18 protein-coding genes are annotated in these 17,944 nt (G+C 62.5%); 10 read left to right on the top strand and 8 right to left on the bottom strand.

The window, feature by feature from the left end; translation table 11 throughout:
• Nucleotides 1–24: 24 nt before the first annotated feature.
• Nucleotides 25–315 (bottom strand): zinc ribbon domain-containing protein YjdM, encoded by a 291-nt coding sequence (locus ACFT1A_RS03975; RefSeq protein WP_378445920.1) that lies wholly within the window; start codon nucleotides 313–315, stop codon nucleotides 25–27.
• 167 nt (nucleotides 316–482) lie between these two features.
• Between ACFT1A_RS03975 and ACFT1A_RS03970 the strand changes: the two genes are divergently transcribed.
• The 4 genes from ACFT1A_RS03970 (at nucleotide 483) to ACFT1A_RS03955 (ending at nucleotide 4,270) form a co-directional block, all read left to right on the top strand.
• Nucleotides 483–1,115 (top strand): TetR/AcrR family transcriptional regulator, encoded by a 633-nt coding sequence (locus ACFT1A_RS03970; RefSeq protein ID WP_378445919.1) that lies wholly within the window; start codon nucleotides 483–485, stop codon nucleotides 1,113–1,115.
• 32 nt (nucleotides 1,116–1,147) lie between these two features.
• A complete protein-coding gene (locus ACFT1A_RS03965) occupies nucleotides 1,148–2,719 on the top strand; it encodes an MDR family MFS transporter (protein WP_378445918.1) in 1,572 nt (523 codons plus the stop codon).
• Between the two features lie 17 nt (nucleotides 2,720–2,736).
• A complete protein-coding gene (locus tag ACFT1A_RS03960; RefSeq protein ID WP_378445917.1) occupies nucleotides 2,737–3,333 on the top strand; it encodes a CHAP domain-containing protein in 597 nt (198 codons plus the stop codon).
• A 208-nt stretch (nucleotides 3,334–3,541) separates the two neighbouring features.
• Nucleotides 3,542–4,270 (top strand): HD domain-containing protein, encoded by a 729-nt coding sequence (locus ACFT1A_RS03955; RefSeq protein ID WP_378445916.1) that lies wholly within the window; start codon nucleotides 3,542–3,544, stop codon nucleotides 4,268–4,270.
• Here ACFT1A_RS03955 and ACFT1A_RS03950 read toward each other — a convergent pair whose 3' ends face one another.
• Complete coding sequence (locus tag ACFT1A_RS03950; RefSeq protein ID WP_378445915.1) at nucleotides 4,271–4,642, bottom strand: cupin domain-containing protein; 372 nt, start codon at nucleotides 4,640–4,642, stop codon at nucleotides 4,271–4,273.
• A gap of 91 nt (nucleotides 4,643–4,733) precedes the next feature.
• Here ACFT1A_RS03950 and ACFT1A_RS03945 point away from each other — a divergent pair, with 91 nt between their 5' ends.
• Nucleotides 4,734–5,552 (top strand): AraC family transcriptional regulator, encoded by an 819-nt coding sequence (locus tag ACFT1A_RS03945; RefSeq protein WP_378445914.1) that lies wholly within the window; start codon nucleotides 4,734–4,736, stop codon nucleotides 5,550–5,552.
• A gap of 94 nt (nucleotides 5,553–5,646) precedes the next feature.
• Here the strand turns inward: ACFT1A_RS03945 and ACFT1A_RS03940 are convergent, their stop codons facing one another.
• Both ACFT1A_RS03940 and ACFT1A_RS03935 read right to left on the bottom strand, forming a co-directional pair.
• Nucleotides 5,647–6,132 carry a hypothetical protein gene (locus ACFT1A_RS03940; protein ID WP_378445913.1) on the bottom strand — a complete coding sequence of 162 codons (486 nt, stop codon included), beginning with the start codon at nucleotides 6,130–6,132 and terminating at the stop codon, nucleotides 5,647–5,649.
• On the bottom strand, nucleotides 6,099–7,154 hold the full coding sequence (locus tag ACFT1A_RS03935; RefSeq protein ID WP_378445912.1) for a LacI family DNA-binding transcriptional regulator: 1,056 nt from the start codon (nucleotides 7,152–7,154) through the stop codon (nucleotides 6,099–6,101). Before ACFT1A_RS03935 ends, ACFT1A_RS03940 begins: the two co-directional genes overlap by 34 nt.
• Nucleotides 7,155–7,236: 82 nt before the next feature.
• Between ACFT1A_RS03935 and ACFT1A_RS03930 the strand changes: the two genes are divergently transcribed.
• Nucleotides 7,237–8,466: an MFS transporter gene (locus ACFT1A_RS03930; protein ID WP_378445911.1), complete on the top strand. Its 1,230-nt coding sequence runs from the start codon at nucleotides 7,237–7,239 to the stop codon at nucleotides 8,464–8,466.
• Here ACFT1A_RS03930 and ACFT1A_RS03925 read toward each other — a convergent pair.
• Genes ACFT1A_RS03925 through ACFT1A_RS03910 form a run of 4 tightly spaced genes read right to left on the bottom strand, consistent with a single transcriptional unit; the run spans nucleotide 8,427 to nucleotide 14,188 of the window.
• Nucleotides 8,427–9,083: a class I SAM-dependent methyltransferase gene (locus tag ACFT1A_RS03925; RefSeq protein ID WP_378445910.1), complete on the bottom strand. Its 657-nt coding sequence runs from the start codon at nucleotides 9,081–9,083 to the stop codon at nucleotides 8,427–8,429. The genes ACFT1A_RS03930 and ACFT1A_RS03925 overlap by 40 nt on opposite strands.
• 47 nt (nucleotides 9,084–9,130) lie before the next feature.
• Nucleotides 9,131–11,674 carry a polynucleotide kinase-phosphatase gene (locus ACFT1A_RS03920; protein WP_378445909.1) on the bottom strand — a complete coding sequence of 848 codons (2,544 nt, stop codon included), beginning with the start codon at nucleotides 11,672–11,674 and terminating at the stop codon, nucleotides 9,131–9,133.
• A complete protein-coding gene (locus ACFT1A_RS03915) occupies nucleotides 11,671–13,095 on the bottom strand; it encodes a 3' terminal RNA ribose 2'-O-methyltransferase Hen1 (RefSeq protein WP_378446116.1) in 1,425 nt (474 codons plus the stop codon). The genes ACFT1A_RS03920 and ACFT1A_RS03915 overlap by 4 nt, the downstream gene beginning before the upstream one ends.
• 55 nt (nucleotides 13,096–13,150) lie before the next feature.
• The gene (locus ACFT1A_RS03910) at nucleotides 13,151–14,188 is read right to left on the bottom strand and encodes an Rv2578c family radical SAM protein (protein WP_378445908.1); all 1,038 of its coding nucleotides are present in this window, start codon (nucleotides 14,186–14,188) and stop codon (nucleotides 13,151–13,153) included.
• 98 nt (nucleotides 14,189–14,286) lie between these two features.
• Here ACFT1A_RS03910 and ACFT1A_RS03905 point away from each other — a divergent pair, with 98 nt between their 5' ends.
• The 4 genes from ACFT1A_RS03905 to ACFT1A_RS03890 are packed head-to-tail and all read left to right on the top strand — an operon-like array spanning nucleotide 14,287 to nucleotide 17,854.
• On the top strand, nucleotides 14,287–14,652 hold the full coding sequence (locus tag ACFT1A_RS03905) for a RidA family protein (protein WP_019748335.1): 366 nt from the start codon (nucleotides 14,287–14,289) through the stop codon (nucleotides 14,650–14,652).
• A 54-nt stretch (nucleotides 14,653–14,706) separates the two neighbouring features.
• Nucleotides 14,707–15,591: a DUF5995 family protein gene (locus ACFT1A_RS03900; RefSeq protein WP_378446115.1), complete on the top strand. Its 885-nt coding sequence runs from the start codon at nucleotides 14,707–14,709 to the stop codon at nucleotides 15,589–15,591.
• Nucleotides 15,592–15,641: 50 nt separating this feature from the next.
• Nucleotides 15,642–17,075, top strand: a complete 1,434-nt coding sequence (locus ACFT1A_RS03895) for a putative nucleotidyltransferase substrate binding domain-containing protein (RefSeq protein WP_378445907.1) — start codon at nucleotides 15,642–15,644, stop codon at nucleotides 17,073–17,075.
• Nucleotides 17,072–17,854, top strand: coding sequence for a Fic/DOC family protein (locus ACFT1A_RS03890; protein ID WP_378445906.1), 783 nt, complete (start codon nucleotides 17,072–17,074; stop codon nucleotides 17,852–17,854). Before ACFT1A_RS03895 ends, ACFT1A_RS03890 begins: the two co-directional genes overlap by 4 nt.
• Nucleotides 17,855–17,944 lie beyond the last annotated feature (90 nt).

Here is a 17,944-nt window from a genome sequence, read left to right as displayed (position 1 = left end):
GAGCCGACATCTATTGCTATCCGGTCATACCTTCTTGACGACACTCGACTTCAATTGCATCGGTCCGATGCCGTCGACTTTGCAATCGATGTCGTGGTCGCCGACGCCCTGAACGAGGCGGATGTTGCGCACTTTTGTACCCGACTTGATACCGGAGGGGCTGCCCTTCACCTTGAGTGTCTTGACCACCGTCACGGTGTCTCCGTCCGCAAGGACGTTTCCTACAGAGTCCTTCACCACTCCCGGAGCCTCACCTGCACCATCGGCCGGTGCCCACTCGTGTGCGCAGGACGGGCACACCATCAGCGCACCCATTTCCTAGGTGTATTCGCCGGCGCATTCGGGGCATGGGGGCAGGGTGTCTTCCACGCGGGTCATCCTATCCAGCCGGCGCGCGATTCCCATTTTTGCACTTCATAAACCGTTCTTGAGACAAATATTGCACTCGATGAAACTTTGCACTCTGTGCAATTATGGATGAAATGGGAACCGAAACACTCGGATTGCGTGAACGAAAGCGAATTGCCACGAGGCAGTTGATCGAGCACACGGCGGTCGAACTCGTCCTCGGACTGGGCTACGACGAAGTGACCGTCGAGAAGATCTGCGAAGCCTGCAACCTGTCGACGCGCACGTTCTTCAACTATTTTCCGACCAAGGACGCCGCAATCGGTGGGCTCATGCTCGTCGTGCCGAGCGAGACGAGCATGATCACGCTGATCAACGAGCACCCCGACGATCCACTCCGAGGCGCGCTCGCGGTCTTCGAAGAGGCCATGCAGATCGTCGACGAGCGGCCCGACCTGCTCGCGCACAGACGCGAATTGTTCGAACGGCATCCCACACTCTTGCAACAGCACCTCGCCACGTTCCACGACCTGGAAGACACACTCACCAGACTCTTGACGCGCGAGCTGCGCGGGCGCCCCGACTATCGACAACTTCCGGCGGACACCGCCGCCGCAGACGAAGCCACCGCGACGGTCATCACAGCGGGCGCAGCGATGCGCTACGTCTTCCGAAAATGGCAGGGCAGCGAACGTGCCGGCCCCAGAACCGAACTGCTGGACCCTGCACTACTCCTGATGGCTCGAATTCTCCGATCCGCGAACTGATTTCGCCAGCCGTCACTGAACTAAGGAACTTCATGTCCACTCGAGAAGCTGCGACCGTCGACCCCGACGGCGCGCACACCGACACCGACGCCGCGCCAGACAAACGGTCGATCATCCTCGTTTTTGTCGGGTTGATGATCACCATGCTGCTGGCATCGCTCGATCAGATGATCTTCAGCACTGCGTTGCCCACCATCGTCGGCGAATTGAACGGCGTCAACCACATGGTCTGGGTGACGACGGCGTACATCCTCGCCTCGACCGTCATGATGCCGGTGTACGGAAAACTCGGTGACCTGATCGGCCGCAAGGGCCTCTTCATCGGCGCCATCAGCATCTTCATCGTCGGTTCGGTGATCGGCGGTCTGTCCCACGACATGACCACACTTATCGCTGGTCGCGCAGTACAAGGACTCGGCGGCGGCGGTTTGATCCTGCTGTCCCAGGCGATCATCGCCGACGTCGTTCCGGCCCGGCAACGCGGCCGATACATGGGTGCGATGGGCGGTGTGTTCGCGCTGGCTTCGGTTGCCGGTCCCCTACTCGGCGGCTGGTTCACCGAAGGCATCGGTTGGCGTTGGGCCTTCTGGATCAACATCCCCCTAGGCCTACTCGCCATCGCGAGCGCGATGGCATTTCTGCACCTGCGGAAGCCGAACCTCGGCAAGCCTCGCATCGATTATCTGGGCATGGTTCTCGTCGCGACGTCAGCGACGTGTCTGATCCTGTTCACGACCTGGGGCGGAAACACCTACGCATGGGGATCGGCCGTCATCATCGGGCTGATCGTCGGCTGCGTCGTGACGGCAGTGGCTTTTGTGTTCGTCGAGAAGCGTGCCGAAGAACCGGTAATTCCGATGCATCTGTTCGCTCAGCGCAACTTCGTGTTGACCACAGTCGCCGGCCTGATTATCGGAATCGCCATGTTCGGCGCGCTGGCCTACCTGCCGACCTACATCCAGATGGTGACCGGCAAGAACGCCACCGAAGCAGGATTGATGATGATTCCCATGATGGCGGGCCTGCTCGTCGCCTCCATCGGTTCCGGCCAGCTGGTCAGCAAGACCGGCCGCTACAAGATCTTCCCCATCGTCGGAACGTCGATCGTCGCAGTTGCTCTGGTCCTGCTGTCGCGTCTGACGCCCTCGACTTCGCTGCTGGTCTTCGGTTGCTACATCGCACTCATGGGCATCGGGCTCGGCCTGGTCATGCAGATCCTGATCCTGATCGTGCAGAACACCTTTCCCGCCGCTGAAGTGGGAACTGCCACTGCGTCGAACAACTTCTTCCGTCAGATCGGTGCTTCGTTGGGCAGCGCGATCGTGGGCAGCCTCTTCGCCTCGCGCCTGACCAATCTGCTGTCCGAGAGGCTTCCGGCAAACGGAGGCGCAGTCGGTGGAGATGAGAACTCGTTGACACCGGGAATTCTCTGGAAGTTGCCGAGCCAGGTTCGCGAGATCATCGTCGGCGCATACAACGATGCGCTTGCGCCGATCTTCCTGTACCTCGTCCCCTTGGTCATCGCAGCGGTCGTCTTGTTGCTCTTCGTCAAGGAGAAGCCGCTCGCGACGACGATCGATCGATCGGCACCCCCGCTCGAGTAATTGACTATCGTGGCGTGATGTCGCACGCACCGAATACGCCCAGACGCACTCCCGTTGTTCTGGGCGTATTCGGCGTTGTAGTGGTTGTCGTTGTTGCCGGCGTGCTTTGGTGGTTCGCCCGCGGCGACGACGCCCTTGCCGGCGAAAACCTCGACTCGTTCCCCACGGTGGACCACAGCACGCTGACCGCTCAGCAGAGTGCGCTGCTGACCGTCCTCGAACAGGAATGGGCATCGGGCAGTCCTGGCACCAAATACGCCGAGGGTGTCGAAGAATCGTGGTGTGCCGATTTCGTGAGCTGGTCGATGAACCAGATCGGGACGCCCTTTTCGAACCCCAACTCCGGCTCGTGGCGCATCCCCGGGGTGTACACGCTGCAGGAATACTACGAGTCGGTCGACGCGTTTGTCCCCTACGGTCAGAACTACCAACCGAAGGTCGGCGACACGATCCTGTACGGCGACTCGAGCCCCTTCGGGCAACACGTCAACGTCGTTCTGATCAACGACGCCGGCACACTGACAACCGTCGGCGGAAACGAGAACAACAAAGTCATGCTTCACCGCATCGTACCCTCGGAAGTTCCGGGAATCGTCGGGTTCGGCGTCCTCTGAGCCACCCCCGCCGTCTTTGCGTGATGAAACTCCATTGATGTGGGCGGCGAGATTTCTGAATTGGTTTGACCGTTGGATGGAGCAAACGGATTCGCGATATTCGGATAATTCATTGTTTCCGTCGTCGACAGATATTGATCCTAGGCGAAGGACCGGATCTGGCAACTAGATTCGTATCCAGCTGTCCCCTACCTCAGACAGGAATTCGATGCGCCCCGGTGAGCTGACCACCCTCGAGCAGTTGCAACTCATGGCCCGCGCGGCTGCTGCGCAGGCCATGAGTACTCCGTCGATGCTCCGACTCCGGCTCGGCCGCTACCCCACTCGGACACTCGAGCTGCGCAAACGCCCACTCCCCGACACAAAGCTGTGCAGCGAAGCGCTCGATCACGCCAAAGGCTCCCTCTCCCCCGCGGTCTTGAACCACAGCCTGCGCTGCTGGATCTGGGCCGACCTATTCGCGCAGATCGATGCGATCGAGTACGACCCAGAAGATCTCTTCACCGCGTGTGCGCTTCACGATGTCGGCTTGGGCGCAGAGGGATCGACCAAGCACGGGTGTTTCACCTACATCAGCGCCGCCGACGCGCAAGAACTCGCGACCCGAGTGGGCGCCTCGGAGAGGTCGACACAGCGAATCGGCGAAGCGATCCGTCTGCACATGGATCTGACTGTCGATCGCGATGCGGGCGCCGACGCCTATCTGCTGCACGCCGCAGCACATTTCGACGTTGCCGGTCGACGTGCACCAGAAGTACCGCGAGCAGCTGTTGATGCAGCAATCGCGGAATACCCGCGAACAGGGTTCACCGACGAGTTCGCACAGTCGATGCGGCGCGAGGTCAAGCTCCGTCCGCTCTCTCGCGCGGCGACGCTCTGGAGATCGGGCATGGCACTGCCGCTCCGAACCAATCCCCTGGATTGGCAGAGCCGCTAGCTACGTCCAGTCCTCGAGCACCGCGGTTCGTGATCCTCCGACGTTTCCGGTATTCACCACGCCCACGGGTTCGATCAACATCACCTCCGCTTCCTCTTCGGCGATGGGACAATGTTCGACTCCGCGAGGTACAACGAACAATTCACCGGGCCCCAGCGAAACATCTCCGTCGCGCAGTTGGATTCGGATCTGCCCCTTTGTCACCAGGAACATTTCGTCGGTGTCGGTGTGGGTGTGCCAGACGAATTCTCCTTTTATCTTGACGATCTTGATCTCGTAGTCATTGAGTGAAGCAATCTTCTTGGGTGACCAGTGCTCGGTGAACTGACCGAACTTCTCGCGGAGCGATATCGCTGTTGCCGAACTGTCCATGGTGTTCCTCCCTCTGGCTCGCCATCGTTGCGACGACGAACCCGCACTACTCTTCGTCACCCGAGGCCGGAGCGTCTTGTACGTTTCTGACATGGATCCACACGGCGCACAGATCACCGCGTGGGCACCGGGCCTCGAGGGAATCACCGAGGTCTTTCATGCCGATTTTGTCGGCCACGCCTATCCGAAGCACACGCACGATCAGTGGTCGCTGATGCTCGTCGACCGCGGAACGATTGCGTACGACCTCGACCACCGAGCACACGGAGCGGCCCCTGAGATCGTGACACTGTTGCCGCCCGGCATCGCGCACGACGGAGTCCCGGTCACCGAGGCCGGATTTCGGCAACGAATCCTCTATCTCGAAACGTCGGTTCTCGGCGAGGAACTGGTAGGCCGAGCAGTCGACTGTCCCGAGATTCGCGACCCCCTGCTGCGCCACCGTATCGATCAGCTGCACTCTGCACTCGGCCCGCACGGCGAATCACTCGAGGCCGAAAGTCGCCTGGGGTTCCTCGGTGAAAGATTGAACGAAATCCTCGCACCGCACGCAGGTCGAGTCCGTCACACTCCCACCGTCGACGAACGCGTTGCCGATCAACTTCGGGAGCTACTCGATGCGCGACTGACAACGGGGATCACGATGCGAGAAGCGTCGAGCATTCTGCAGCGGAACCCCACCTATCTGATCAAGAACTTCGCGATGCACTATGGCCTTCCGCCTCACAAGTACGTGACGGGACGCCGGATCGATCTGGCACGACGCGCAATCCTGGCGGGGCGCGAATTAGCGGATGTGGCCGTCGACGTCGGATTCCACGATCAAGCCCACTTGTCGCGACACTTCGTCAAGCACATCGGGGCGCCACCCGGCAGATACGCACTGAACGTCGTCGGCAGAGAGCGCTAGCCACAGCACCTGGCACCGGTTTCATCGAGCGAACACTGTTTCCAGTCAGCTGGAGCCTGTGTGCACTGAATGAAAACGGTGTCAGGTCCAGCGATCAAGCAGCCGTCTCGAGGTCGACCAGCAAGAACTCCTCGCGCCGCGGCCCCCAGTCACGATCGGTCAGCTGATACGAGCGCAACGCACGAGGTGCACGCGCCAACTCGTAGAAGCGCTCGGAGCCAGGCACGAACTGCGTCGTAGCCCAACCCCAATCTGCGCCGTGCGGAATCTTCGGGTCCGGCAGCATGTCGGACTCGATCGACATGAGCCGCAGGCGCCGAATTACTCCGGTCGTGGCGGCATCTGCGCCGAAATCTATCCACGCCTGACGCGCGTTTGGGTCGTCACGAGGAGTTCCGGCAAGTAGGTGCATTGCACCCGCGGCTTCGGCAACCGCCCACCGGCGCGGGTTGTCGGCATTCCACGAGAGCCCCCAACGGACGGTCTCCCCCAATTCTGGAGGGACAAACCACCGAAAACGCAGACCGTCGACGATGACCGGGGTGATCATCGCGTCGAAGTTCGCCGACGCACCGACCACTCCACCGGCTCCACCGCATCGTCGAGCCCGAGAACCACGCGAGCTGCGTTACGTCCTTGATCGAACAGGGACTGGCGAACCGTCGTCAGCCCCACTTCGGATGCGGCTGCAGTGTCGTCCCACCCGACGACCGCGGCGTCGTCAGGCAACGCTAGGCCGAGTTCACGGATCGCGTCCAGCACCCCCAGAGCCAGTTCGTCACTCATCGCCAGCACTACATCGGGCCTACGGCTCGCCGGAACATCGAGCAGCAAGCGAGCCATTCGCGCTCCCTCGCTCCGCTCATTGACGGTGACAACGCCAACTCGTACCGAAGACCAGTCGAGTCCGGCGTCCCGGACTGCGCGTTCATAGCCCTTCAGCCGATGGCGAGAAACCGGGAAGAAGGCCTCACCCGGATCCACATCCATCCGGATCTCGGAACGACGCTCGCGATCCCACGGGAGGCTGATCACCGCGGGGCGCTGCGCCCCCGACAACCCGACCGCCGCAATCGCGGTCGCGCCGGCAACATCGTCCATCCCGACGAGATCCACACCCTCGTGCGCCGGCCCGCCTTGAATGCACGCGGGTTTTCCGGTGCCGACAATCGCGTCGAGGATCGGGTCGTCGAAGACTGTCGTCCAGACGACAAAACCGTCTACCGCTGCGTCGCGAACTCTGTCGACGTCTCCGGGTCTCCCCGAGTTCGGCAGCATCATCAATCCGGCATTCGCGTCCAGGCAGGCGTCGGCGACGCCCGACAGGAATCGCCGGGCTACTGCGTCTTCGAAGGCGTACGTCAGCTTCTCGCTGAAGACGACCGCGATGTTGTTGAACTTGCCGCTCCGCAACGACTGCGCCGCTCGGTTGGGGCCCGAGTACTCGAGATCTTCAGCTGCCGCGAACACCTTGGCGCGTGTCGATTCCGACACGCGCTCGGGTTGTGCGAAGGAGTACGAGACCGACATCACCGATACGCCTGCGGCCTTGGCGACGTCGGCCATCGTCGGTCGACTCGAACGCTGTGCACGTGTGGCCATGCGCATCAGCATAGCGAGTACGGAATATCCATTACGCAGGTGTGTATCGATACATGTATCGATACATGTATCGTTACACACCATGACCGCTCGACTGCCGAAGGCAACCACGCTACGGCTGATGACACTGGCCGGGGCAGCCTTCGCCTACGTGACGGCTGAAATGCTCCCCATCGGACTACTCAGCGAAATATCGTCAGATCTCGACGTCACCGAAGGGCGTGTCGGCCTTCTGCTGACCTTCTACGCATACGGTGTCGCGGCCCTGACGCTTCCATTGATCTCTGCGGTCAAATCCTGGCCGCGCCGACGCGTTGTCGTTTTGACCGTGGCCACCCTCGCGGTGTCGCAACTGGTCGCGGCCTTGGCCGTCAACTATCCAATGCTGGTGATCGGGCGGTTGCTCTGCGCTGCGACGCACGGCGTGTTCTGGGCAGTGGTTGCGCCGGTCGCAGCGACTCTGGTTCCGCGCGGACAGCAGGGCAAGGCCATCGCGATGGTGTACGCCGGCACGTCTCTCGCTTTTGTTCTCGGAGGTCCCCTGTCTTCGGCGATCGGCCAGTCCTGGGGTTGGCGGACCGCGTCGGCGGCAATCGGTGTGGTGGCAGTGATCATCGCTTTCTCACTGCATCGTGCGTTGCCCGAAATGCCGGTCGATCAACTCCATCGGAGCAAGCGAGACAAGCCGAAGCCGACACCTGAGATGAGACGGGCACTCGCCGTCATTTGTGCGGCGACGCTGTTTGCTGCCCTGGGGCAGTTCGCGTCGTACACGTTCTTCACCCTTCTGGTGGAGCAGAGCCTTGGCTCGTCCGGCGGGATCCGTACCGCGATGCTTCTGGTGTACGGCGCCGCCGGCGCAGTCGGAGTGTGGGTCGCCGGCAAGTACTACGACCGCCGACCGCGCCTCTTCACGCTCATCTCGATCGCGACGGTGGCAGGCGCGCTGGCCATCTTCTGGCTCTTGGCGCCGTCGATGGGAGCGTTCGCAGTTGTCGCCACGATCTTGTGGGGCGCGGCGTTCACCACCGTTCCGATCTGCCTACAGTCCTCGGTTCTGCGCGCCGTCCCGATCGGGACCGACCGTGCCTCCGCCGTTTACGTGGTCGTGTTCCAGATCGCGATTGCGACCGGCGCGTTGCTCGGCGCCGCTGTCGTCGACGGTGGTGGGATCTCGCATCTGGCGGGAATCGGGGTCGCTTTGATGATCGGTTCGTTGGTGATAGTCGGGTTCGGCCGACGCGCATTTCCCCGCGAACCGCAGCGGTCCACTCACTCCCCCACCGACGCGGCAGCCAGCCTCGCGTCGTAGATCAGGGTGTAGCGCCAGAACAGTCGCCGCTTGATCCGGCTACCTGGCAGATGCAGGGCGGCGGCGCGCCGGACGTCAGCCATCGACTCACCAGCTTCCGCAGTAGGAGCGGTCATCGACTTCAGCTGCTCCACCGCAACCTGTCGATGCTCGAGCACGCCGACGACGGGATTGCAGACGGCCGCCAACACCGACACGAGTCCGTCGGTCATTGTCGTCGATCGATAACACCCGACTACGACGAGCCGACCGCCTGGTTCGAGCAGGCCGCTCAGGCGTTTCATCGATTCTTCGAGTGGAAGATGGTGCAGCGCCGCGACGACGGTGATCGCGTCGTACTTCGCCTCGGACGCGAAGTCGTCGAACCGCAGCGCTTCGATGATCACGATCTCGTCGTCCGCAAACCTGGCGAGCACGGCAGCCGAGGTCGTGGGGTCGGGTTCGACGCCGACCACCACGTCGAACCGCGTACGCAGGAGGTCGATCAGATTGCCCGTCCCGCACCCCACATCCAGGGCGCGACCGGAAGGTTCCGCCCAGATTGCGCAGAACCCACCGTCCGTAGTGATCGTTGTGACTCCACGGATGGCGCCGGTTGAAACCGTCCAAGCGAGCAATCACACCCATACCCGACGGTATCAATCCGCGCCTCCGGAACCCGCCGTCACAATCGCGGGTCGACCGGCTCCGATTCGAGAGCCAGCACCGCGAACACCGCCTGGTGTGCGCGCCACAACGGTTCGCGGTCGACCAGCCGAGTCACCGCCTCCATGCCGAGCGCGTACTCGCGTAGCGCCATCGACTGCTTGTGCCCGAGGTTGCGATTGCGGAGCCGAGCAAGCGTCGACGGTTCGAGGTAGTCGGCGCCGTAGATCAATCGCAGGTACTCCCGGCCGCGGACCTTGATCCCCGGCTGCACCTTCGCGTTGTACCCGCGAGGCCCGTGAATCTGATTCGCCAGCGGTTTGACGACCATCCCCTCACCGCCCTCACCGGTGAGCGACTCCCACCACTTTTTCGCTTCGGACACCGAGTCTTCGCAGCCGAGATCGACTACCAGTCGACGTGTGGTGGTAAATCGATTCGGCTTCGCCTCGGCCAGGCGGTCCGCAATTGCGAGGTGCCATTCGTGATCCCGTTCCCCGTACGACCGGCCCTCGGTCGCCAACACCTGAAACGGAGCGATGGTGACTCCGTCCAGCCCGTTCGTCGGCCACACGTACCGCCGGTACGCCTCACCGAAGCGCTCGATACTCGCGGCCCGGACCGATGTCTGCTCGAACATTTCCGCCACGTCCAGACCCCGCGAACCGGCCTGCGCCAACACTGCCTCGCGGGCGGCGAGGTCAGTTCGCCCCGCCGCCGCGACCGACGCGTACTGCGAGCGCAGCAGACCTTCTGCTTTGACGTTCCATGGCAACAGTTCGCAGTCGAGGAGCAGCCAGTCGGTGCCCAACTCTTCCCACAACCCAGCGGATGTGACTGCGGCGGCGATGTCGTCGACCAACTTCTGAGTCAGCTCGTCGTCGAAGAACTGGCGGCCGGTGCGGGTGTGCACCATGCCGGTGAGCGCATCCGGTGCGTCGAATCGGGACTGAGCAACCGATCGATCACGGCACACGAGCGCCACTGCCCGCGAACCCATGTGCTTCTCTTCGCAGATGACTGTTCCGATTCCAGCAGCCCGGTATGCGTCGAACGCGGTCGACGGGTGTTCCAGATAGTCGTCTGACTGGGCGCTCGCGCACGGCGCCATGGTCGGCGGTAGGTACCGCAGCCATTGCGGCGCGACCGCGAAGCGGCTCATCACTTCCAAGGCGCCGGCGGCGTTGTCGGTGCGAACGGACACCCGACCGCGGAGTTCAGTGTCGACGCCGGTCGTTTCGAGGACGTCGGCAAGATCGAGCACGTCTGGATCGCGAGTCGGCGGAACCAGCGGCACGATCGGTTCGTACCAAACCTGCTCGGCCGGAACCGACACGATCTCGCGCTCCGGGTATCGAAGTGCGGTCAGAGATCCACCGAACACACAGCCGGTGTCGAGGCATGCTGTGTTGTTGATCCATTCCACCTCGTGGATCGGAGTGTGGCCGTAGAGGACCATCGCAGATCCTCGGTAGTCCTGCGCCCACGGGTATCGAACCGGCAAGCCGAATTCGTCCGTCTCACCGGTTGTTTCACCGTAGAGCGCAAAGCTCCGCACTCGGCCGGATGCCCTGTTGTGGTAGTCCTCCTTGAGACCGGCGTGCGCGACGACGAGTTTGCCGTCGTCCAGGACGAGGTGCGCCACCAGCCCGTCACAGAAGTCGACGACGCTGTCGCGGAACTCCGCCGTCTCGGTGGCGAGCTGCTCGAGCGTCTCGGCCAGTCCGTGACTCGCCGTGACCTTCTTGCCCCGCAGCGCTTTGACGAGTTTGTTCTCGTGGTTACCCGGAACCGCTATCGCATGTCCCGCCGCGACCATTCCCATGACCAGACGCAGCACACCGACCGAATCCGGTCCCCGATCGACGTAGTCTCCGAGGAAGACGGCAGTGCGCCCTTCCGGCGGCACGGCATCGACAGCGCCGCCATCGGCCCCGTAGGCGACGGTGTAGCCGAGTTTCGCGAGCAGCGTCTCGAGTTCACTGCGACATCCGTGGATGTCGCCGATGACATCGAACGGGCCACGCTCGACACGCCGATCGCTGCGGAGCGGGTTACGGGAGAACTCGGCTTCGGAAACCGCGTCCGCACCTCTGAGGATGTGAACCGAACGGAAACCTTCCTTGCCCAACCCGCGAAGCGAACGAGTCAACTGCTGGTGCTGGCGGCGAACGACATCGCGCCCGAACGTCCGATCAGCGCGAGCGTCGTTGCGTGCAGCACAGACCGATTCCGGGACGTCGAGCACAACTGCAACCGGTAGTACGTCGTGATCGCGAGCCAACGAAACGAGCCGCTTGCGCGCGGCGGGCTGGACGTTGGTCGCGTCGATCACTGTCAGACGTCCGCGTCGCAGACGCTTGGCTGCGACGAACTCCAGCACTTCGAAAGCGTCGGACGTCGATTCCTGCGAATTCGGATCGTCACTGACCCATCCTCTGAAGGTGTCACTCGAAAGAGTTTCGTACTCACCGAAGTGACGCGCGGCAAAGGTCGACTTCCCCGAGCCACTGACGCCGATGAGTACTACAAGAGCGAGGTCTGGAATTTCGTACACCGTCATGACGTTCGTGCCTCCTTCGTGAAGATCGCCAATTGCGTCGGCCCGCCGTGGGCCGGATCGATTGTTCCGACAAATTCGAACTCCACGGAATAGCCATGGGCTCGGGCTGTTTCGGTTGCCCAGTCGTCGAATTGGGTTCGGGAGAACTCGAACCGGTGATCCGGGTGCCTGAACTCTCCCTCTGCCAACGCCGGATACAGCACGTTGTAGTCGGCATTCGGGGTAGTCAGCAGCACATATTGCGGCGCTGCGTCCACGAAGACCGATCTGACCAAAGCCGGCAGGCGCGCCGCGTCGACGTGCTCGACCACCTCCATCAGCACGGCTGCGTCGAAGCCCTTCAACCGTGCGTCGCGGTACGTCGCGGACGACTGCATCAACGACACACGTTCACGTTGGACGTCGGACATTTCGGTGAACTTCAACCTCCGCTGCGCCCGCGTCAGTTCACGCGCGCTCACATCGACGCCGACAAGTTTGTCGAATTGTGCGTGGGGCATCAGCGCCTCGATCAGTTTTCCTTCGCCACAACCGATGTCGACGATTGTTCGAGCATGCAGTCGCTGTAGCGTCGCCAGAACTGCTTCGACACGAAGCCGTGCCAGCGGCGGATCCGGGCGCGGCAGTTCGATCTGCACCTCCGCTTGTTCGGGAATCAATCGGTCGACTACCGATTCGACCAGGTCACGTCTACGCGCCAGGTAGCGGGACATGATCAGCGCGGAATCCGGATGCGAAGCCAACCACTCCCCGGCGACGCGGATCAACTTGTCCGCCTCGTCCGATCCCACCCAGTAGTGCTTCACGTCGTCGAGTACCGGCAACAGCACATAAAGGTGCCGAAGGGCGCTCTGCACGGTGTGTTCCCCGGTCAGTGTCAGCGACACGAAGTCGGAGTCTCCCCAATTCGGCAGGTGCGGATCAAGTTGCACCGGAGTCGCTGTCACGTCCCACCCCAGCGGCCCGAACAGACGACGCGGCAAGTCGGCATCGCCGCCGCACGGAACCACCGGAATCGAGACCGTCAACGCGAGTTCTGCCTCGACGAGTTCCGGATGCGACTTGCACGTTCCTGTCAACGCGGTACGGAACAGCTTCGACAAAGCAACCGAGAGGATCGACGACGCCGCATACGGTCGGTCGTTGACGTACTCCCCCAGCGAAAAGTTGTCACCACTCTTGCCGCGTCGATACCTGCTCTGCACAAGTTCGATGGGGTCGACGTCCACAATCACTGCCACAGTTGTCTTTTCGGCCGAGGCTTCCGGGTACAGAACCGTGGCGGTGCCGATCGCCAAGTCGAAAGCTTGCACTCGGTCGGGATGTTTGTGCAGCAGGTAGCTCAACGCAGTCGCATCAGGAGTCTGCGAGGTCGGGGTGGTCGTCAGTGTCAGTAGCACCAGGCGAATGTAGCCCGGCAGACGTCCGGAGCGCCTCCGATTTACGCGCCCCGCAGCAGTCAGAACCGCGCAGCAGTCAGAACAAGGTAAGAACTGCTCCCGCACCTACCAGTTCACGCGGCGCTTCGCGCGATTGCTGGCCAGATGCATTGACGTCTCGATGCTCCGAACGACCACCCAACCCATGACGCTCGACCAGTGGCTCGACGCGGCTTGCGAGCCAACGCTTGTATTCGGGAGTGACATACGCGCCCCGCCCGTACAGCTCACGGTAGCGGCGGACGAGTGCCGGGTGTTCCTGAGCAAGCCAGTTCATGAACCAGCCCCGAGTACTGCCGCGCAGGTGCATCGGGAAGACCGTCACACTGGTCGCACCCGCCTCTGACAGTGCCTCGAACAGACCGTCGAGGTGACTGGTGGAATCGGTGAGGAACGGAATGACCGGCGCCACCATCACATTGCACGCGAATCCAGCGTCGGCGATAGCGCGGATCATCTCGAGGCGCGCCCGTGGCGACGGGGTGCCAGGTTCGATCTGCTTCTGAAGTACGGCGTCGTTGATCGCCAACGACACTCCGATTCCGACGTCGACCTGCTCCGACGCCATCTTCAACAGTGGCAGATCCCGCCGGAGCAGGGTTCCCTTCGTCAGGATCGAGAAGGGAGTTCCCGATTCGGTCAGCGCGCGAATGATGCCGGGCATCAAGCGGTATCGCCCCTCGGCTCGCTGATAGGGATCGGTGTTGGTGCCCAGTGCCACCGCCTCCCGTTTCCAGGACTTTCGCGCCAACTCCTTGCGGAGCACCGCGGCGATGTTCGTCTTCACGACCACCTGGGAGTCGAAATCCGCGCCGGCGTCGAGGTCGAGATACTCGTGGCTCGGTCTCGCGAAACAATATCGGCATGCGTGTGAGCAGCCACGAAAAGCGTTGACGGTGAAGCTGAACGGCAACGTCGACTCTTCGGGCATCTTGTTGAGCGCGCTCTTGCAGAGCACCTCGTGAAACGTGATTCCCTCGAACTCCGGAGTCTGCACGGAGCGAACCAACCCGGCCCGTTCGAGTCCGGGTAGCGCTCCGTCATCTGCATCCAATGCCTGACCCGACCACCTCATGGCCCCAAGTCGAACACTTGTTCTAAGGTATGTCAAGATGGAGCAAATACCCGACCGTGCCTCACCACGGCCGGGAAGTTGTTGGCAGAATTCGGTGCATGTCGAACAGAATCAATATTTCGTCCGGTTCCGAATGGGAACCCAAGATCGGTTACTCCCGCGCCGTGCGCATCGGCAACCAGATCGCAGTCTCCGGCACCACCGCTCCTGGTGAGACCCTCACCGATCAGACACGCGCAGCGCTCGAAACGATCAAGGCAGCACTTGCCGAGGCCGGCGCTTCGCTAGACGACGTCATCCGCACTCGCATGTACCTTCGCGACATGACGCAGTGGGAGCAGGCCGCTCTCGCCCACGGTGAAGTGTTCGGCGAGATTCGTCCCGCCACGACCATCCTCGAGGTCAGCTCGCTGATCGACCCCGCTCTGCTCATCGAGATCGAGGCCGACGCGGTCCTCAGCTGATCGTCAATCCGGACGTTTGTGACAGTGGGCGCCTAGTCTGAGCCGATGAAACCGATGCGGCTGTATCCGTTGACGCTCGCGCTCGGCATCACCGTCACTTTCCTCTCGCCCGGCTCTGCACTCGCAGAACCGGGCGAGAGTCTTTCGACGGCCTGCGGCAGCCCGCTGAGCAACGCCGAGGTGGATCGAATTGCCGAACTCAGCGACGTCACGACGCTGAACGGCGGCGGACTACCTCGCCTCGAGACCGCAGTCGAACGTCATCGGGAGATCACGTCGATCCTCGTCTCACACCACGATTGGCGAGGCCTGTTCTCCATCGGCCTCGACGCTGTCGAGCACGAGGCGGTAATGCCCCTGCAGCGAGATCCCGCAGCTTTCGACAATGACGAATGGGCCCATTCGGTCAGCTATGAATTGCTACGCAGGTACCTGGTGAACGTCCACGCGGAGTTCACGGGTACCCCCACCGATCCGGCGTGGAGCAACTATTTCACTCTGACGCGTCAGTGCGACACCAGTCCCGCGCGGGTCGCCATGGCCGGCTACAACGCGCATCTCACCGTCGACCTCGCTCATGCCGTCGCCACATCCGGAACCACTGCGGAGGATGTTCCCGATTTCTACAAGATCGTCGATTCCATTGCCGTCAAGGGTGGTTCGATCGTGACCCTCACCAAGGCCGAGTACGACGCAGACCTCGGGCCGCTCTGGCGGTTCTACTTCGTCGGCGAAGGACTCGACCGATTGGCCGGAAACTCGCAGCCCTCGGAACTGCTACTCCGCGCAGCCGACAGCGGATACAACACCATCACACTTGCCAACGGTTTCGCCCTCCAGAATCCGCAGACCCGTCCTGGCGCCGAGCAGGAGATCGACGCACTCTGGCGCACCACGGATTCGGCTCTCGACGTACTCGCACGGCTCGGCGGTCTGTGACTTCTCACCCTCTGCCGACCTGAAACGGACACACCTGAGACAATGACCCCATGACGGGGCACTCGGCAGGGCAAGGCATGCAGAGTCCCGCCATGCGCCGGGTACGAGACCTGTTGCGCGGACCCGCAATTGTCTGCAGCGAACAGGCCACCATCCGTGAGGCCGCGAAGTTGATGACCGACGCGGGCCGCCGTGCTGTTGTGATCCCTACGGCTACAACCGGTTTCGGAATCTTCACCGAGGGTGACTTGCGAGCTCGCGTGGTAGTCGGCGGCGTCGACAGCAGTCAGCCGGTTTCGACGGTGATGACGCCGTCTGCGGTGACAGTCGACCCTGATCGACTGGGCGCCGACGCCGTGACCGACATGCTCGAGTACGGATTGCGCCACCTCCCGGTCGTGACCGAGGCAGGCACGTTGATGGGCGTGCTCGAACTCAGTGACCTCCTGACTTCGGCCACCAATCAAGGTTTCGAACTGCGAGCAGCACTCGCCACGGCGCAAGACGACGCGCACCTCATCGAAACGGCCCGTGCCGTACCGGTTCTGGTGACGGAGTTGGTGGCGTCGCGGGTCTCACCGCTCGACATCGGCGCCACGCTCGCCGTGCTGATCGACGTCACAGTCAGGCGCGCCATAGAGTTGGTTGTCGGCGGCGACGAACGACCGGATTTCGCGTGGCTGTCGCTCGGCAGCGTCGCGCGGCGTGAAGCGCTCCCGTCTTCGGATATCGACAGCGCGCTGGTGTGGGGCGGCGAATCCCATCACGAGGGTGCCGACGCCGCGAAGCGCATCCACGACATCCTCGATCTCTGTGGGTTCCCGCGAGACACCAAGAACGCCGTCGCCACCCAGGCCAGGTTTGCGCGAACGCTGCCACAATGGCGCACTGCGCTGCGAAAATGGGTGTCCAATCCGTACCAGGACCAAGCGCTGGTCATGTTGTCGATGCTGGCGGATGCCCGCGTCGTCGCGGGCGACCCGTCGCTGGACCCTCGCCCCGCGGCGTTGGATCAACTCCGACTGCATCCGGCCGTGATGCGTGTACTACTTCGCGAAGCGGTCGGCGACAAGGCAAAACTTCATTCATTCAAGGATGTGATGACGCGTCGGACCGGAACCGTCGACCTCAAAGCCAGCGCAGTCCAACCAATCGTGAACATCGCTCGATGGGCGGGGATTTCCGTGGGCGCCCGCACGAGTTCGACCCTCGAACGACTCAAGGCTGCAGCGGGGAGCGGTTTTCTACTCGACGACGACGCCCAGGTGCTGATCGAGTCTTTCGAGGTGCTGCAGCAGATTCGCGTCCGTCACCAGACCGATCAGTTCTCCGCGGGTAGGCCGCCAACCGACGAGGTCGTGATTTCCGAACTCACACCGCTCTCACGCAGCTTGCTCAGCAACGCGGTGCGCGAGGTCGCAGGTGTGCAGCGACGCCTCGAGTATGCCGCGTCCGCGTCGGCGCTACCCGACATCGACCCGTGAATCGCACTGCGCTCGAACAGGTTCTGGCCGCGGAGCGACTCGAAGGCTGGGATCCGAACGATGAGCAGATCGCGGAACTCGAAGCCGTCCTGATCGGGATGCTTTCTCGGCGTGAGTATTTCGAGCAGGAGTTGGCGCGGGCCGTCGGCCTCTCGTCAGCGATTCCCCCGCGGATCCGCTGGCGACGATCAGCGCCGTACGTCTATCGCGGTACGTCGGTACTCAAGAACAACTTCGACGTACGAGATCCCGCGGCACTGCAGTCGCTGGAATTTGCGGCGACCGCACTGCGTCTGGGCGAGGCACACCTCGGAGACGAACTAGTACCGCACACCGGCGACACCGTCGAACTTCTCCTCCTTCACCAGCATGTTTTCCAAGACCTGTACCAGTGGGCCGGCCACATCAGAACCGTCGACATCAAGAAGGGCGCGGCCACCTTTGCTCCGGTTTCCGCGATCCGGAACTACCTGTCCGAGGTGGAAGAGATCATCGCCGCCGTCGACTGGGCCACGCTCGATCGCGGCGCTGCGTCGTTCGCGCTCGCGTCGGTGTACTCGACTCTCAATCACGCCCACCCGTTTCGGGAAGGAAACGGCCGAACCGGAACCCTCTTCCTGCATCGACTCGCCGCCGACACCCGGTATCAGCTCGATTTGTCGCCGGTGAGCAGAACCGAGTGGGTATCGGCGTCGAGGGATTCTGCGCCTTTCCGGCCCACCGGAACGCCGTCGCCGCGCCCGTTCATCGATCTGTTCAATCGCGCGCTGACTCGCTGATGCGATCAACTGCCGCTAGTTCGCGTCGGGACTGAACACCTTTACTACTGAGTGAGCACCGCCTCCGACACTCTGGAAGCGGTGCTCACT

This window comes from Rhodococcus sp. NPDC057135, assembly GCF_042670865.1.
Classification (GTDB): domain Bacteria; phylum Actinomycetota; class Actinomycetes; order Mycobacteriales; family Mycobacteriaceae; genus Rhodococcus_F.
Note: the sequence above shows the minus strand (reverse complement) of the source record. Positions and strands in the feature narration are given on the sequence as shown.

What these genes read in the sequence shown, in the direction of transcription:
- ACFT1A_RS03975 (WP_378445920.1), bottom strand. Translation starts at nt 315, where the DNA reads ATGGGTGCGCTGATGGTGTGCCCGTCCTGCGCACACGAGTGGGCACCG.
- ACFT1A_RS03970 (WP_378445919.1), top strand. Translation starts at nt 483, where the DNA reads ATGGGAACCGAAACACTCGGATTGCGTGAACGAAAGCGAATTGCCACG.
- ACFT1A_RS03965 (WP_378445918.1), top strand. Translation starts at nt 1,148, where the DNA reads ATGTCCACTCGAGAAGCTGCGACCGTCGACCCCGACGGCGCGCACACC.
- ACFT1A_RS03960 (WP_378445917.1), top strand. Translation starts at nt 2,737, where the DNA reads ATGTCGCACGCACCGAATACGCCCAGACGCACTCCCGTTGTTCTGGGC.
- ACFT1A_RS03955 (WP_378445916.1), top strand. Translation starts at nt 3,542, where the DNA reads ATGCGCCCCGGTGAGCTGACCACCCTCGAGCAGTTGCAACTCATGGCC.
- ACFT1A_RS03950 (WP_378445915.1), bottom strand. Translation starts at nt 4,642, where the DNA reads ATGGACAGTTCGGCAACAGCGATATCGCTCCGCGAGAAGTTCGGTCAG.
- ACFT1A_RS03945 (WP_378445914.1), top strand. Translation starts at nt 4,734, where the DNA reads ATGGATCCACACGGCGCACAGATCACCGCGTGGGCACCGGGCCTCGAG.
- ACFT1A_RS03935 (WP_378445912.1), bottom strand. Translation starts at nt 7,154, where the DNA reads ATGGCCACACGTGCACAGCGTTCGAGTCGACCGACGATGGCCGACGTC.
- ACFT1A_RS03930 (WP_378445911.1), top strand. Translation starts at nt 7,237, where the DNA reads ATGACCGCTCGACTGCCGAAGGCAACCACGCTACGGCTGATGACACTG.
- ACFT1A_RS03920 (WP_378445909.1), bottom strand. Translation starts at nt 11,674, where the DNA reads ATGACGGTGTACGAAATTCCAGACCTCGCTCTTGTAGTACTCATCGGC.
- ACFT1A_RS03910 (WP_378445908.1), bottom strand. Translation starts at nt 14,188, where the DNA reads ATGAGGTGGTCGGGTCAGGCATTGGATGCAGATGACGGAGCGCTACCC.
- ACFT1A_RS03905 (WP_019748335.1), top strand. Translation starts at nt 14,287, where the DNA reads ATGTCGAACAGAATCAATATTTCGTCCGGTTCCGAATGGGAACCCAAG.
- ACFT1A_RS03900 (WP_378446115.1), top strand. Translation starts at nt 14,707, where the DNA reads ATGCGGCTGTATCCGTTGACGCTCGCGCTCGGCATCACCGTCACTTTC.
- ACFT1A_RS03895 (WP_378445907.1), top strand. Translation starts at nt 15,642, where the DNA reads ATGACGGGGCACTCGGCAGGGCAAGGCATGCAGAGTCCCGCCATGCGC.